This window comes from Curtobacterium phoenicis, from assembly GCF_047238015.1.
In the GTDB taxonomy this organism is placed as follows: domain Bacteria; phylum Actinomycetota; class Actinomycetes; order Actinomycetales; family Microbacteriaceae; genus Curtobacterium.
The window spans coordinates 969,559-984,751 of record NZ_JBDFLZ010000002.1; the positions used below are offsets into that span (position 1 = coordinate 969,559).

At 67.1% G+C, this 15,193-nt stretch carries 17 protein-coding genes; 13 read left to right on the plus strand and 4 right to left on the minus strand.

Features of this window, described 5'->3' with window-relative positions; genetic code table 11:
• Positions 1-105 precede the first annotated feature (105 nt).
• The 12 genes from ABC270_RS04905 (at position 106) to ABC270_RS04960 (ending at position 10,626) form a co-directional block, all read left to right on the plus strand.
• Entirely contained in the window at positions 106-468 is a 363-nt protein-coding gene (locus ABC270_RS04905) for an ArsR/SmtB family transcription factor (RefSeq protein WP_251155656.1), read from the plus strand.
• The gene (locus ABC270_RS04910; RefSeq protein ID WP_412879774.1) at positions 465-1,391 is read left to right on the plus strand and encodes a cation diffusion facilitator family transporter; all 927 of its coding nucleotides are present in this window, start codon (positions 465-467) and stop codon (positions 1,389-1,391) included. Before ABC270_RS04905 ends, ABC270_RS04910 begins: the two co-directional genes overlap by 4 nt.
• Positions 1,392-1,441: 50 nt before the next feature.
• Positions 1,442-3,466 (plus strand): bifunctional copper resistance protein CopD/cytochrome c oxidase assembly protein, encoded by a 2,025-nt coding sequence (locus tag ABC270_RS04915; RefSeq protein WP_412879775.1) that lies wholly within the window; start codon positions 1,442-1,444, stop codon positions 3,464-3,466.
• A 151-nt stretch (positions 3,467-3,617) separates the two neighbouring features.
• On the plus strand, positions 3,618-4,034 hold the full coding sequence (locus ABC270_RS04920) for a hypothetical protein (protein ID WP_175325097.1): 417 nt from the start codon (positions 3,618-3,620) through the stop codon (positions 4,032-4,034).
• Positions 4,035-4,592: 558 nt separating this feature from the next.
• Entirely contained in the window at positions 4,593-5,015 is a 423-nt protein-coding gene (locus tag ABC270_RS04925) for a M23 family metallopeptidase (RefSeq protein ID WP_376983871.1), read from the plus strand.
• A gap of 12 nt (positions 5,016-5,027) precedes the next feature.
• A complete protein-coding gene (locus tag ABC270_RS04930) occupies positions 5,028-5,624 on the plus strand; it encodes a copper resistance CopC family protein (protein WP_175325095.1) in 597 nt (198 codons plus the stop codon).
• 23 nt (positions 5,625-5,647) lie between these two features.
• Positions 5,648-6,880, plus strand: coding sequence for a M23 family metallopeptidase (locus tag ABC270_RS04935; RefSeq protein ID WP_251155654.1), 1,233 nt, complete (start codon positions 5,648-5,650; stop codon positions 6,878-6,880).
• Between the two features lie 15 nt (positions 6,881-6,895).
• Entirely contained in the window at positions 6,896-7,573 is a 678-nt protein-coding gene (locus ABC270_RS04940) for a DsbA family protein (RefSeq protein ID WP_175325093.1), read from the plus strand.
• 23 nt (positions 7,574-7,596) lie between these two features.
• A complete protein-coding gene (locus ABC270_RS04945; protein WP_251155653.1) occupies positions 7,597-8,187 on the plus strand; it encodes a TlpA family protein disulfide reductase in 591 nt (196 codons plus the stop codon).
• A complete protein-coding gene (locus ABC270_RS04950) occupies positions 8,184-8,768 on the plus strand; it encodes a signal peptidase II (protein WP_175325091.1) in 585 nt (194 codons plus the stop codon). The genes ABC270_RS04945 and ABC270_RS04950 overlap by 4 nt, the downstream gene beginning before the upstream one ends.
• A 40-nt stretch (positions 8,769-8,808) precedes the next feature.
• Positions 8,809-9,537 carry a cytochrome c biogenesis CcdA family protein gene (locus tag ABC270_RS04955; protein WP_175325090.1) on the plus strand — a complete coding sequence of 243 codons (729 nt, stop codon included), beginning with the start codon at positions 8,809-8,811 and terminating at the stop codon, positions 9,535-9,537.
• Between the two features lie 165 nt (positions 9,538-9,702).
• Complete coding sequence (locus ABC270_RS04960) at positions 9,703-10,626, plus strand: cytochrome c oxidase assembly protein (RefSeq protein ID WP_412879776.1); 924 nt, start codon at positions 9,703-9,705, stop codon at positions 10,624-10,626.
• 78 nt (positions 10,627-10,704) lie between these two features.
• Here ABC270_RS04960 and ABC270_RS04965 read toward each other — a convergent pair whose 3' ends face one another.
• From ABC270_RS04965 to ABC270_RS04975, 3 genes are all read right to left on the minus strand, one after another.
• A complete protein-coding gene (locus ABC270_RS04965; RefSeq protein WP_175325088.1) occupies positions 10,705-11,418 on the minus strand; it encodes a M23 family metallopeptidase in 714 nt (237 codons plus the stop codon).
• Between the two features lie 385 nt (positions 11,419-11,803).
• A complete protein-coding gene (locus ABC270_RS04970) occupies positions 11,804-12,400 on the minus strand; it encodes a DUF305 domain-containing protein (protein ID WP_251155651.1) in 597 nt (198 codons plus the stop codon).
• 107 nt (positions 12,401-12,507) lie between these two features.
• Positions 12,508-12,960 (minus strand): hypothetical protein, encoded by a 453-nt coding sequence (locus ABC270_RS04975; protein ID WP_251155650.1) that lies wholly within the window; start codon positions 12,958-12,960, stop codon positions 12,508-12,510.
• Between the two features lie 228 nt (positions 12,961-13,188).
• Between ABC270_RS04975 and ABC270_RS04980 the strand changes: the two genes are divergently transcribed.
• On the plus strand, positions 13,189-13,665 hold the full coding sequence (locus ABC270_RS04980; protein ID WP_412879777.1) for a DUF4396 domain-containing protein: 477 nt from the start codon (positions 13,189-13,191) through the stop codon (positions 13,663-13,665).
• Between the two features lie 34 nt (positions 13,666-13,699).
• Here the strand turns inward: ABC270_RS04980 and ABC270_RS04985 are convergent, their stop codons facing one another.
• Positions 13,700-14,884: a permease gene (locus ABC270_RS04985; RefSeq protein WP_251155648.1), complete on the minus strand. Its 1,185-nt coding sequence runs from the start codon at positions 14,882-14,884 to the stop codon at positions 13,700-13,702.
• Positions 14,885-15,193 lie beyond the last annotated feature (309 nt).

The window sequence follows — 15,193 nt, forward strand, 5'->3', positions numbered from 1 at the left end:
CGGTGACTATACAGTCTCCAATGACGTGTAGCTGGTAGTTGTCGACTACGGAAACCGACGGACACGGCGTTGCCGTCTGCCTGCTCGCCATGCAAGGATATTCGCATGAGCGAATATTCGAACGTGGGACTGTCGGAGTTTGACGATGCTCACGTCGAGATTGCGGCCGAGATCTTCTCGATGCTCGCTGATCCCACCCGGATTCGCCTGATCCTGGCGTTGCGGGAGGACGAGTTGTCGGTGAACCATCTCGCGGCGACGGTCGACCGGTCGCAGGCGGCGGTGTCTCAACACCTGGCGAAGCTGCGGATGGCGCGGATGGTGACCACCCGGCAGGAGGGCAATCGCGTGTTCTACCGGCTGGCGAACGACCACGCGAACAAGCTCGTGCACGACGCCATCTTCCAAGCCGAGCACACGGTCGGCGACGTGGTGCGACACCACCACAGTGCGGAGCACGACGCATGAGCACCGGACATGACCACGCCGCGGACGCGCACGCGCACGCAGTGAATCGCAAGCGCCTCGCAATCGCGTTTTCGATCACGGCGACGATCCTTGTCGCGGAAGTGGTCGGCGCGATCCTGACCAACAGCCTCGCCTTGTTGGTCGATGCGGCACACATGCTCACCGACGCCGGCGGCCTCGCGACCGCGTTGATCGCAGCGAACCTCGCACGCCGACCGGCCACAGCGAAGCGCACGTGGGGGTTCGCTCGCGCGGAAGTGCTGTCTGCGACCGCGCAGGCTGCGGTGCTGCTGGCGGTGGGTCTGTTCGTGCTGATCGAGGGTGTTCAGCGGTTGTTCGCGCCGCCGGAGATCGCTTCGGCGGGGCTGCTGACGTTTGGTGTGATCGGCCTGGTCGGCAACATCGCGTCGATCCTGGTCCTGGTCAGCGGACGAAACGCGAACTTCAATCTTCGGGCGGCGTTCCTCGAGGTCGTCAATGACGCGCTCGGGTCCGTCGCGGTCATCGTCGCCGCGCTCGTCATCGCGGTCACCGGATGGGGTGGCGCGGATGCGATTGCGGGGTTGCTGATTGGCGTTCTGATCCTTCCGCGGGCCTTCAAGCTGCTTCGTGAGACAGTGAGCGTGCTGCTTGAGACCACCCCGTCGGGTCTGGACCTCGACGCGGTGCGGCAGCACCTCCTGGAACGGGACCGCGTCGTGGATGTGCACGACTTGCACGCCAGCCAGATCGCGACCGGGCTGCCCGTGCTGACGGCGCACGTCATCGTCGACCGCGACTCCTTCACAGACGGTTCACTGCCGGCGCTTCTGGATGAGCTGCAGACCTGTGTCGCCGAGCATTTCGAGGTCAGCGTCGAGCACTCGACATTCCAGCTCGAACCTGCCGGTCACACGCAGCACGAGCACACCCCACACACCTGATCGGACTCCATGCCCCGCACCGACCACCGCACCCAAACCCGCGCAGGCAGGTGGCTTCGGTGACCGCTCCCACAGCCCCTCAGCAGCTCAGCCGACAGGGTGCCAATACGGTGACGGTGCTGACCGTCGCCGTGCCCGTTGCCCTTGGCTGCGCGCTGCTCGGCCTGACGATGACCGGCGCGCTGAACGAGGAAACGCAGCTCCTCGACGCCGGCAGCCTCGTCCGTTGGGGGCTGCCCGTCGCACGAGTCCTACATGACGCGATGGCGGCCGTCACTGTTGGGCTGTTGATCGTGGCCGCGTTCGCGTTGCCGGCCCGCCGCACCGACCACGGCGCTGTCTCCAGCGTCCAACACCGTGCTGCCCGGTGGGCGGCAACATCGGGAGCAGTCTGGTTCGTCGCCGCTGTCGCGGGCATCGTGTTCACCGGCGCGAACACAATTGGCGCTCCCATCGGCAGCGCCGTGTTCAACCGGATCTTTCCGGAGTTCTTGTTCCGCCTGGAGGCAGGCCAGGTGTACCTGGTGTCCGCCATCGCGGCGCTGATTGCAACAGTCCTCGCCGCCTTCGCGACTCGCGTAACGACCCTCGCTGTCGCGACCGTTGCTGCGCTCTTCGCGCTGCTGCCACTATCCCTCTCCGGTCACGCCGCGGGTTCCCTGGAACACGCCAACGCCGTGAACTCCCTGGCGATTCACCTCGTCGGGGTGTGCGTATGGGTCGGGGGGCTCGTCGCGGTGCTGCTGCTGCGGACCCGCACCAAGGGTGCCACCGGCCGGGTCATCGCCCGCTACTCGGCCCTTGCCGGGTGGGCGTTCGGCGCGGTCGCGTTCTCCGGCGTTGTGAACGCTTCGCTCCGTCTCACCGGCCCGCTGGACCTGGTCACCACCTCCTACGGGTGGCTGATTACCGTGAAAGCTGGAGCTCTGGTGCTCCTCGGCGTTGCTGGTGCGGTCCAACGACGAAAAATCGTCCCGGGGCTGCTGCGCGAGCCCACGAACCGACGGCTGTTCGTCCGGTTCGCGTTAGCGGAAATCGTGTTCATGGCGATCGCCATCGGCGCATCCGTGGCCGTATCTCGCAGCCAGCCGCCGATCCCACAGGCCCCTACAGTTGGCGCGGACACGCGCGACGGGCTGATCGGGTACACGTACCCGGATCCGCAGACGCTTCAACGGTTTCTCACCGCATGGCACTGGGACTGGGTGTGGACCGCCCTCGCCGTGACCGGGATCGTCTGGTATCTCCTGGCCGTCCGGAAACTACGGCAGCGCGGCGATCGGTGGCCGATCGGTCGCACGATCAGCTGGGTGCTCGGCTGCGCGGTGTTCATCTGGACGATGAACGGCGGCCCCGCCGTGTACGGCATGATCCACTTCTCCAGCCACATGATCCAGCACATGCTGCTGATGATGTTCGTCCCGTTGCCGCTGGTCCTTGGCGGTCCAGTTCTCCTTGCCCTCCGGACCCTGCCGATCCGCAACGACGGCTCCCGTGGCGCCCGCGAGTGGCTGCTGCTGTTCGTGCACTCGAAGTGGATGCAGTTCCTCGCCCAACCCGCCGTCGCCGGTGTCATCTTCGCCGGCTCGCTGGTCGCGTTCTACTTCACAGGTGCGTTCCAAGCGTCGATGCAGTCCCATGAATGGCACGTCGCGATGGTGCTGCACTTCGTGCTCAGCGGGTACCTGTTCTTCTGGGTCTTCGTCGGAATCGACCCCGGCCCCCGCCGGCCGCCGTACCCGATCCTGATCATCGCGTTGCTGGCGACGCTGGCGTTCCACGCGTTCTTCGGCGTCGCGGTGATGAGCAGCGCAACCGTGTACGCGCTCGACTGGTTCCGTGCTCTCGGACAGACCGACACCGCAGCGCTCCTGGCGGACCAACGCACCGGCGGCGGGATCGCCTGGGGAGCGGGTGAGTTGCCGATGGTGTTCGTCGCGCTCCTCGTCGTCCGGAACTGGCGACGCTCGGAAGAGCGCACCGCGAAACGCCTCGACCGGCAAGCTGACCGGGACGGCGACGCAGACCTGACCGCCTACAACGACCGGCTCGCCGCCCTCAACGACCGTGACTAGCCCAACAGCAGCACGACCCGCCACTGGCGCCGGTTTGCAGTGCTCTCCCATCCGGATCCCCGACAATCAGCGCGGCGGCAACACGCCACCATCCAGTCTGTGCGGCGCGAACGCGTCCTGCACACTGGATGAAGCCGCGCACGGCCCCCACATGATCATGACGACACTTCGCCACGACCTCCCGCTCCGGCTGCTTCGAGCAGTCACCGCGGTCGTTGCTGCCGTCTTGCTGCTGCTGGGTGCGCTAACACTGCAGAACCTCGCCAGCCACACCGACGAAGCAATCCCGACGCTCACCGGCGCCGTCGCATCTGCCCTCGACACAGCCGAAGTCGACCCGGCGGCGACGCATGTGGATGCGGAGCATGGTGCCGCGAGCATCTTCTGCGCCCTGCTCGGGTTGGCGGCGATGGTCGTTGGCGCGGTCGCCGCGCTGGCAGCGATCACCTCGCCGCGGCGGTCGCTGTTCACCCTGTCGCAGATGCTCGCCCGTGTGGCCATGGTGCCGCGGCGTATGGCAGCACCATCAGCGGTATCGCTGACGGTGCTCTCGATCGCGCGCGTCTGATCACTCTTCCAGACGACCCTGCGCTGCGGGGCCGTCAGTTGCGTCCTGCCCGCACCTCACCGGAAGACCTTTCGACGCGTGAATACTCCCGCACCCACCCCTGCCAACTCCGAACGTCCCTTGGCTCCACTGACCCGCCGTGAAGCCCTTGCCGCTGAGCGCCTCGAAACCCGTTCGCGCCCCGTCACCCGCAGACGGGTGACTGCAGGAACCGGTCGTCGCAGCACCCCTCGCCGGACTATGTCGCCGCCGGCTCCGGTCGCAACGTCCGCTGGTCGGGCGCGTCCCGTCCCGTCAGCTGCAGCCGCGACGGCGGCAGCGGCAGCGGTGGTGCTGTTCGCGTCCGCAGCCCTCCCGGGCCCGACTGCGGCCGCGGCCACACCCGGGATGCCACTCGCAACTGCGGCGCCCGCGCAGACATTGACCGTCGCAGCCGCAGCACTCGACCCGAACCTCGCCCGCGACAGCTTCACGGTCTCCGCCCCTGCACCGGCCCCCGCGACGTCGGCAGGCTCGTCAGGAATACCGGCAGTGGGGGCTTCGACCGGCGGTGGGGACGTGCAGTGGCCGTTCCCCGGCCCGGTGCCGATGAGCTCCGGGTTCGGGTACCGGATCGCCCCATGCGCAACCTGCTCAAGCGCCCACCAGGGGCTGGATTTGACGCCCGGCATGGGGACGCCGATCGGTGCCGTCGCTGCCGGCACCGTGCGCGTCGCCGGCCGACATTCGGAATTCGGCCAGTACGCGATCATCGACCACCGCATCAACGGTCGACTGGTTTCCACCCTCTACGCACACATGATCGTCGGCTCCTCGCCGCTGCGGGTCGGGCAGACCGTGGCCGCAGGCGACCGGGTCGGTCTCGTCGGTTCCTCCGGCCGGAGCACCGGCGCGCACCTGCACCTCGAAGTGCACCAGGACGGCACCACGCCCATCAATCCGGACACGTGGCTTCGCGCCAACGCTGGCCGTGTCTTCTAGGAAAGGTTCCCCGTGCGTCTTCGCGCTCTGATCGCCACCGCAGTTCCCGTTGCGGTCCTCGCCGCTGTCCTCGTCACCGCAACCCCAGCCGCAGCCCACGACGCCCTCGCGTCCGCCAACCCAGCCGCCGACAGTACTGTCGCCGGGGACCTCGACCAGATCACCCTGACGTACTCAGAGCCGCCGCTCGCAGCGCTGGAGAGCGGCATCATCATCAGCGTCGTCGACCCGGACGATGAAGAAGTCACCACCGGCCAGATCACCGTGGACGGCAGCACCCTCACCAAGCCGATCACCATCACCACGCCCGGTTCCTACACCGTCACCTGGCGGAGCGTGTCTGTCGACGGTCACCCCATCTCCGGCAGCTACCAGTTCACCTCCACCGGCAGCACACCCTCCCCCACCCCATCCGCGTCAACCCCGCAGGAGACCCCCACTCCGACAGCTGCAGCGTCATCCGCGGCGACTCCTGCCGCCTCCGGCGCGGAATCGGCCCCGAGTAACAGCGCCGGAATCTGGGTCCTTGCCGGCCTGACCGCCCTCTTCATCGTGGCAATCGTCGGGATTCTTCTCCTCACTCGCCGCCGCCCGAAGGCACCCGAGTGATGCGCCGGCATGTCCTCGCCGCCGTGACTGCCCTCACTGTCGCCGTCGCCAGCTTTGTCATAGCCGTCCCCGCCGCCGCGGCGACCGCGCCGACATGGGCTGATGTGCTCGAGGCGCGGAAGAGTGAAGCGGCCGCGGAATCGAAAGCCGCGGAGATCACTGCCCTGGTGCAGCAGCTCGAAACCGCGACCGCCGCAGCGAAGCAGACTGCAGCAGCCCGCGGCAAGGAGCTGCAAACTGCGCAAGATGCAGCGGACACCGCAACCGGCAAGTACGACACCCTCACCAAGCAAGCCAGCACCGCCCGTTCAGAAGCAGCAGGCGCTGAGGAGCAGATCGCGGCGTGGTCGGCGTACCTGTCCCGGTCGGCCGGGCGTGACCTGACCGCATCGATCACCGCGGATAGTGACACCCTCCTCGAGCGGCTCGGCACCGCGTCAAAGGTGACCGACACCATGAACGCTGCGCTCGAGGACGCGGCAACCCGCGCCGGAACCGCGGAGGCGTTAACCAAGCAAGCAGCCGCCGCCCGCCGCGAACGGGACCGGTTGCAGCAGAAGGCAGCTGACACCTTCGCTGCCGCTACGGCAGCCGCCACAGAGGCTGCCGAGGCCGAGACGGCGCAACGATCCCGGAAGCAGGAACTCACCGACCAGCTTGCAGTCCTGCGGGACCACACGCTCAACACCGAGTCGGCGTACGCAGAAGCGGAACGGCGCCGCGTCGCAGCAGCCCGAGCGGAAGCTGCCCGGATCGCCGCAGCAGCAGCTGCGGCCCGCGCAGCACAGACCCCACCAAGCACTGCAGACTCAGCGGCTGCACCAGGCGGGAACCCAGGGGCCGCGTCGTCGTCCGGATGGACGAAACCGATCCGGTCGTACTCGTCGTACCAGGCCTACGGCAACCGCCTCCACCCAATTCTCAACTACTACCGGCTGCACGCCGGCGACGATTTCGGAGCCGCGTGCGGCACCGGCCTCTACGCCGTCGCTGCCGGCACCGTCACCTACGCGGGCCCCTATGGCGACTACGGCAACCTCATCACCATCGACCACGGCGGCGGCGTCACCAGCAACTACGCGCACATGTTCTCCTCGGGGGTGCTCGTGCGAGCTGGCCAGAAAGTCAGCGCCGGCCAGACCGTCGCCGCAGTCGGTAACGCCGGCCTGTCCACCGGCTGTCACCTCCACTTCGAGATCCGTCAGAACGGCACCCCCGTCCCCCCGACACCGTTCCTCAACGCGCGCGGCGCGTGACTGAAAGGCCAGCACATGACCAAAAGCGCCCGCATCGGCATCATCTCCGGCGTCATCGCCGGAGCGCTCGTCATCATCCTCATCGCCGTGTTCGTCATCCGGGCGAACATCGAAAACACCCGTGCTGGTACTCCAGCCAGCACGGCAGCGGCCACAGCTGAAGCGCTCACGCCGACGCACGTACTCGGCGAGGAAGGCGACGGAGCGATCACCGTCGTTGAGTTCCTCGACTTCGAATGCGAAGCGTGCGGTGCGTTCTACCCCTACGTCGAACAGCTCCGGAAGGACTACGCCGGCAAGATCACGTTCGGGTTCCGCTACTTCCCGCTCCCCGGACACGGCAACTCCCGCACCTCCGCAAGCGCAGTCGAAGCAGCAGCTCGCCAGAACCAGCTCGAGCCGATGTACCAGCGGATGTACGAGACGCAAGCCGAGTGGGGTGAGCGGGGCACCGACTCCCAGGCCGACCGGTTCCGCGGCTACGCCGAAGACCTCGGCCTCGACATGCGACAGTACGACCGCGACGTCGACAGCTCCAGCGTGCAGAAGCTCATCCAGGACGACGTCAACCTCGGCACCCAGCTCGGTGTGAGCAGCACCCCGACGTTCTTCATCAACGGCAAACCGGTCACGCTGCAGTCGTACACCGACCTGCAGGACGCCGTCGACGCAGCACTCGAGGAAGCCCAATGAGGCCCCGGCAAACCCGGATCATCGTGGCAACCGTTGTGCTCGCCGTCAGCAGCGCGCTCGTGCTCACCGGCTGCTCCTCCAACAGCGACACCAACACCGGTCTGAGCGCGCAATACCGTGACGGCGGCACGAAAAACTACGTCTCCGGGGACGGCACTGTCACCCAAGTGCCCACTGCGAACCGGAAAACCGTCATCGACTTCGACGAGGTCTCCTCGGACGGAGAACCGATGCGCTCCGCCGACCTTCAGGGCAAGGTCGTCGTGCTCAACTTCTGGTACGCCGCATGCCCGCCGTGCCGCGCGGAAGCGAAGCACCTCAATACCGTCTGGGATCGCTACCAGGACCAGAACGTGCAAATGATCGGCGTGAACGTCCGCGACGCGAAGGGCACAGCGGACGCCTTCGAACGGCGCTTCAACATCCCCTACCCCAGCGTGCTCGACAATGATCAGGCCCGGATGCAGTTGGCGCTCTCCGGTGAAGTAGCCCCGAACGCTGTCCCCACCACCATCGTGCTCGACACCAAGGGTCGCGTCGCCGCTCGCATCGTCGGCGCGATCGATGGACCCGGCACCTTGTCCACACTCATCGACGACGAGCTGCGCCGATGACGCAGCCCGCACCCGTCGGCGCTGACCGACAACGATCACGCTGGCGATCCCGGCGCACACTCATCGCGGTCATCGTCACCGGTACCGCCATCGCGGTCCTCGACCAGATCAGTAAGCAGTGGGCCCTCTGGCACCTCGACCCGCACCGGACGATCCCCCTCGTGGGAGAGCTGCTCGGCCTGCGGCTGGCCTTCAACACCGGGGCAGCGTTCTCCCTCGGTAGCGACACGACCTGGATCCTGTCGCTGGCCTCGACCGTTGTCGTCATCGGACTCCTCACCCGAACCGTCCTCGGCATCCCGCCGAAATACACCGCAGGAGTCGGCGTGCTGCTCGGCGGCGCCGTCGGCAACCTGTTAGACCGGCTCGCCCGCGGCGACCAATTCGGCAGCGGCGTCGTCGTCGACATGATCAACTACGCCAATCTGGCCATCGGCAACATCGCCGATATCGCCATCGCGGTCGGCGTCGGCCTCCTCGCCCTCACCTACGCACGCACCTCGCCGTCCAAACGCCGCCACCGCGGAGCTACCACCGCCACCACCAACGCGGCGACCTCGACGTCAGAGAAGCTGCGATGACCTCGCTCGACGCAGCCTGCCCACGTGAGGAGCTGGAACGATGAACTGGCAGGAAGCCGTCTTCAGCGGGCAGATGATTGCAGCGATCCCGATCGCGCTCTTCGCCGGCCTGATCTCCTTCGCATCCCCGTGCGTGCTGCCACTCGTGCCGGGCTACCTCGGCTACGTCACCGGATCCGTCGCCGCATCCACGACCAGACGCACCATCATCGGCGCGCTGCTGTTCGTCACCGGATTCGGCATAGTGTTCATCGCCTACGGTGCACTGTTCGGCGCCCTCGGTACTTGGCTCGTGCAATGGCAGGACCTCATCATCAGGCTCCTCGGCGTCATCGTCATCGTGATGGGAGCAGCCTTCATCGGGTTACTGCGCCCACTGCAGCGCACCGTCCGGACGTCCTGGCGGCCACCCACGGGACTCACCAGCGCACCGCTCCTCGGCGCGACCTTCGGTCTCGGCTGGACCCCGTGCTTCGGCCCCACCCTCGCCACCATCACCGCACTCAGCCTCGACGCGGGCACCGCGGGCCGGGGCGCACTCCTCGGCCTGGCCTACTGCCTCGGCCTCGGGATCCCGTTCGTCCTCATCGCAGCCGGACTGGGCTGGGCGAAGAACACCGTCCGGTTCCTACGCACCCACATCCGCGCGGTCAACATCATCGGCGGCGCGATCCTCATCCTCACCGGCGCGGCCATGGTCACCGGCGTATGGACACGCATCATGTACGCCATGCAAGCCCTCATCTCCGGAACCACGATGCCGATCTGAGACCAAGCCACGACGACCCAGTTCCCCCCGCTGAGTCGCCGACTCAACGCGATCAGCCGTCACCACCGCAGACGAGGAAACGATGCAACCGCCACTCACCGACAGCGTTCACCGAGAACGAGCTCGACGGAGCTGCCCGGTTGAACAGCAGGAGCGACTGTAACGATGCCCCGTCTCGATTCGAACGTCCTCTGGTCCTGGGCGACGGGACCGCTGTCGCCCGTAGCGGTCGTCGCTGTTCTCCTAGCGACGACCTACCTCGTCCTGTACGTCAACGCCCGGCGCGGACCGCGTGCCCCAGCTCTCGGTCGGGCCGTGGTGTTCATCCTCGGGTGCGCGGTCATGTTCACAGCGACGACAACCGGCCTCCAGACCTACAGCCGCAAGCTGCTCTCAGCGTTCATGTTCCAGCAGCTGACTCTGCTGCTGATCGTCCCGCCGCTGCTGATTCTCGGTTCCCCGGGAACGGTGCTCCTGCGAGGCATGCCGCGTCGCGGATTCGGCCGCCGTGTGCTCAGGCTGGCGGTCGGCGTTCTCCGATCCCCGTTCGCCCGGCTGATCCTGCATCCGCTGGCAGTCGTGCCGCTGCTCGTCGTGCCCCTCTTCGGGCTCTACCTCACCGGGGCAGCGGATGCGCTTCTCTCCACGGAAGCAGGTCGAATCGCGCTCCAACTGACGTTCGTGGCTCTTGGCACAGTGATCATGCTGCCGCTCGCAACCGTTGACCCACTTCCCCGGCGCACGTCGTACGTCATCCGCATCGTCGATGCGTTCGTCGAGATGCAGATCCATGCCGCATTCGGGCTCACCCTGATGTTCAGCAGCGCACCCCTTGTGGCGACATTCGCCTCGCCGAGCGCCGAGTTCGAGACCACCGCACTTCGCGATCAGCAACTCGCCGGAGGTCTGGTCTGGACGTACGGCGAGCTACCGGTCGCCATCATCCTGCTCGCCAGCATCATCCGTTGGCAGCGACAGGACTCCCGAAAAGCCGCTCGCGCCACTCGCGAAGCCGACCGGCATGGAGACACTGAGCTCGACAACTACAACGCCTACCTCCAAGGCCTCCGACAAGGCAGTGGGCGCTGACTCGCATTGTTATACGAGGGCGCCCCCTCCACCCGTCTTAATAGCCGATGGCTGGTTGGACACCGCTGGGGCTAGGTGCTACAGCGTGCGTCCGGCGTTGGCGGTGAGCCACGGGATCGGGTCGATGGGTGTGGTGCCGCCAGGCATGACCTGCAGGTGCAGGTGCGCACCGGTGCTCGCGCCGGTGTTGCCGACGAGGCCAACGAGTTGCCCGACGGCGACGGTGTCGCCTGGGCGAAGCGGCGAGGAGCCGAATATCATGTGCGCGTACAGGGTGGACACGAGGCGACCGTCGATCTGGTGGTCGATGATGACGTACTGCCCGTACTCGGGGTGCGTTGTCGACACTCGGACAGTGCCGGCAGCGACAGCTCCGATGGGGGTGCCGGCGCCGGGGGTGAGGTCCGCGCCCTGGTGAATCGACGAGCAGGTCGCGCATGGGGCGCTTCGCGGACCGAACGGTGAGCTGACGGTGATAGTTCCGGCGACAGGCCATCGGATGTCGCCGATTCCGGTGTTCACGATCGTGCCGCCCGTGGTCGTGGGAACGCTCTGTTTCGTCGAGGCCGGTGTGGCCCCCGTTGGCGCGGCCTGCGAGGCGGGTGCGGTCTTGGTGATCACGGGCTTCGGGGCCGGCTTGGTGATCGTGTACCCATCGCGGTCGACCGTGAGGGCCAGCCCGGACGCGGTGAAGCTCTGCCCGGCGGCGGCAGGAGCGACACTGGACACGACTGCGGCGGAGCCGGTCGTCGCCTGCGCGGGCAGCGCCGCGGCAGCGGTGAACAGCGCCATCGCGGCCGCGGCACCAGTGATCGGGACCGCGGCGAGAACGCGTGACCGCAGTGAGCGGACCGGTGTTGCGGGTGCAGCCGCGACGGTCGGTAGCGGCCGCAGCGCCGGCTGGGCAGCGGCAGTGATCGTCGCGGTTCGGGTGCGGCTGGCGGTCGGGGCTGAGGCGGAGCGTTCGGCGGCGAGGGCTTCGCGGCGCGTCCGGGGTGCGGGAATGGCGGGGGTCAGGGGATGCTGCTGAGGCACGGGCAGGCTCCAAGAGTGGTGGTGGCCGGCAGGCCGAAACGGGAGGGGTGACCCGAACGCAAGTCGAGCAGGGAGGAGAGGGCGGGCCGGTCGTGGGCCGCGGCAGGAAAGGGGGGAGCCCGCCGCGACCCACGCCGGGGCTTTAGAGGGACGCGAGCATGTCCTGCATCTGGGTGATCTGCTCGGTCTGGCTGGACACGATCGACTTCGCCATCGCGACGGCGTCGGTGTTCTTGCCCTTGTCGACTTCGGTCTTGGCCATGTCGACGGCGCCCTTGTGGTGCTGGATCATCTGCTCGAGGTAGAGCTTCCCGGCGTCCTTCGCGGACGCCTTGTCGAGGTCGGTCATGTCGGAGTCGGACATCATCCCGGACATGGAGTGCCCCATCCCGGAGTGCTCCGACTCGACCGGCTCGCCCCAACCCTTGAGCCAACCGGTGAGCTGGTTGATCTCCGGGGACTGCTCGGCCTTGATCTGCTTCGCGAGTCCAGCGACGTCGGTATCGACGCCCGAGCCCTTGGCGAGGAGCATGTCGCTCATCTCGACGGCCTGCTTGTGGTGCGGCAGCATCATCTGCGCGAACATCACGTCCTGGTCGTTGTGCGCCGACGCCGCCGACGTCGACGAGGACGACGAGCCCGCGTCGGAGCCGCTATTGCTGGTGGAGCAGCCTGCGAGGGTGAGGCCGAGGGTCAGCGCGGCAGCGATCGCGAGCGTGCGCGTGGTGGTGGTGTGCATGATCTTCCGTTCCCGTGAATGCGTCAGGCGTTCCGGGCAGGCGGACGCCTCCCGGTTCTGGGCATGCGGAGGCCACCCATCGGGGGTGGGATCCCGCTGGGGGCGGATCAGATGCGGATGATCTGCAACGCCGTCAGTGATGGCGGTTTCGGTGCCGCGATGCGGCGCGGCAGCCGGTCAGCCAGCGCGAGAAGCCGCGCGAGCAGGTAGAGGATGCCGCCGGTCCGTGCGCGCAGCAGCGCCCACGTGAACAGGGCGATCGTCAGCGCGCACGCCATCCCCATCAGCGAGCACATCAGCGCACACAGGCCGCTGTCGCAGCCCGCATCGGTGAGGACGGTCATCACCGCAGTCGCAGGAGCCGCGTGCTCGGTGTGGCCGGCGGCGACGTGGCTGTGCTCGGCGGTGGCTGCGGGAGCAGCCATCGGGTGCTCGTGGCCGGCGGTGTGCCCGGCCATCGTGTGCATCAGGACCGTGAACCCGACCAGCAGCAGCAACGCCAGCGTCGCCGTGGCCTGCAACAGCAGCCGGCGACGCGGGGAGGTGGCGGTGGTGAGCATCAGTCTTTCGAGCAGACGGGTCGGAGGAGCGCTTCTATGGTGCGGTACCCCGAACGGCGGCGGCAACCTGGTGTCCGGATTCACACCGAACCCGCCGCGACCGGCCGAACCGGGAACATCGCGTGGAGTTTCGCGTTACAGCGCATGGTACCCCCTAGGGGTATATGTGAACTGTTGGCGTCGACCGCGCCAGATCGGAGCAGCATGGACACGCACGAGCACCATCAGATGAGCGGAGACGAGCACGCCGGCCACAGCGGCGGGCACGGGGCGACGACGTGGTCGATGGCTGCGCAAGCGACGCTGCACTGCCTCACCGGCTGCGCGATCGGTGAGGTCCTCGGCATGGTCATCGGCACCGCTGCCGGCTTCCAGAACGCCGGCACGATCGTCCTGTCAATCGTCCTCGCGTTCATCTTCGGCTACGCCCTCACCATGCGCGGCGTCATCAAGTCGGGTCTGAGCCTCGGCGCTGCGTTCAAGGTCGCTCTCGCCGCGGACACCGTGTCGATCGCGGTCATGGAGCTGATCGACAACACCGTCATCGTTGCGATCCCCGGCGCGATGGACGCGCAGCTCAGCGACTGGCTGTTCTGGACGGCGCTGCTGTTCTCCCTCGCGATCGCATTCGTGATCACCACGCCCGTGAACCGGTGGATGATCAGCCGCGGCCTCGGCCACGCCGTCGTCCACGGCCACCACTGACCGGTCCGCTAGTCAACTCGATCGCGGCGCGCGGTCAGGCGTGTGAGTGTTCGTGTGCGGGGTGGTCGTGGCCGCCGTCGTCGGGTGCGCCCTTCATCATCCGTAGCATCGACCAGGAGCCGCTGCGGATGAACACGGCCAGCAGGAACGACGCGATCAGCAGGAACACGATGTTGAGCCAGGTGGTGTAGTTCCAGCTGATAGAGGTCGCCACGATGCTCAGATGCCGGTTCGTAGGGATCAGGCCCAGCGGGGTGAACAGCAGTTCGACGGCGTAGCCGGCGAGGACCATCGCCCCGTAGAAGATCCCGGTGATCCGGAGGGCTGCCTTCCAGCCGTAGTACTTCCGGTAGATGACGATGATCGGGATGATGATCAGGTCCGCGAAGATGAAGCTGACCACCCCGCCGAAGCTGATCCCACCGTTCCACAACACCGCCGCGAGGGGCACGTTCCCCACGGAGCAGACGAAGCTCACCATCGCCAGCACCGGCCCGATGATCGGGTCGATGATGAACGCCAACGTCGGATGTCCCTCGAAGAAGACCGCCTGCAGCCAAGCCTTCGGCACCCAGGCATCGAACGCGCCGGCGATGAGCAGACCGATGATGATGTCGCGGAGCACGGACGCCCAGTCCATCACGAAGTACTGCGACACGCTCGTCAGCCCAGGCTTCGAGAACAACCGTCGCCAGAACCCCTGATCGCCCGGCACCGACATGTCCATCGCCGCGTGCCCCTCCATCGACCCAGCGAGCCCCTTGTCGGCCTGCTCACGGGCGGCGTCGAGGATCCTGCCGCGCATCCAGAGCCGGAAGCCGAGGGCGATGAGGATGATCATGATCGGCCCGCCGACAAACTCCGCGACCGTGAACTGCCACCCCATCACGAACGCCAGGATCAGCCCGAGCTCGACAACGAGGTTCGTCGACGCAACCTCGAACGCCATCGCGGCGCTCAGGCTCGCACCCTTCCGGAACAGGGCCCGCGCGAGCGCGACCGCGGCGTAGGAGCACGACGATGACAGGGCGCCAAGCCCGGTCGCGACACTGATCGCGCGTGGCGAGTCGTCGCGCATCAGCTTGGTGATCTGATCCGTACGGACGATCGCCTGGATGATGCCGGACAGGGTGAAGCCGAGCACGAGGGGCCAGAGGATCTCCCACCCCATCGAGCCAGCAGCCGCCAGCGCATCACCAACTCCTCGCAGCACGAACACGGGACCCTCCTTCGTCGGAATTCAACCTTGCTCCGCTGCAACGATCTCGGTATTGGCGCGAACGTGTGAAAGCACGCACGCGCAAGGCAGACGATGTCTCACTAGACGATCCCCAACCGGACACTTGGGCCCTCGGAGGCGGTCCGCGTCGGCTGTGAGCAGCTCCGCTCAGTGTCGCCCTTCAAGCTTCTTTCCCTGTCGTCCCGCGTCACGAAGCGGACCGGTTCTCGAGGTGCGGAAGATCGTCGGTGCGGGCATGGGGTGGTGGGTGCATACTGGTGGTGTCTTCGGACCCGGCAGTGGGGCTTG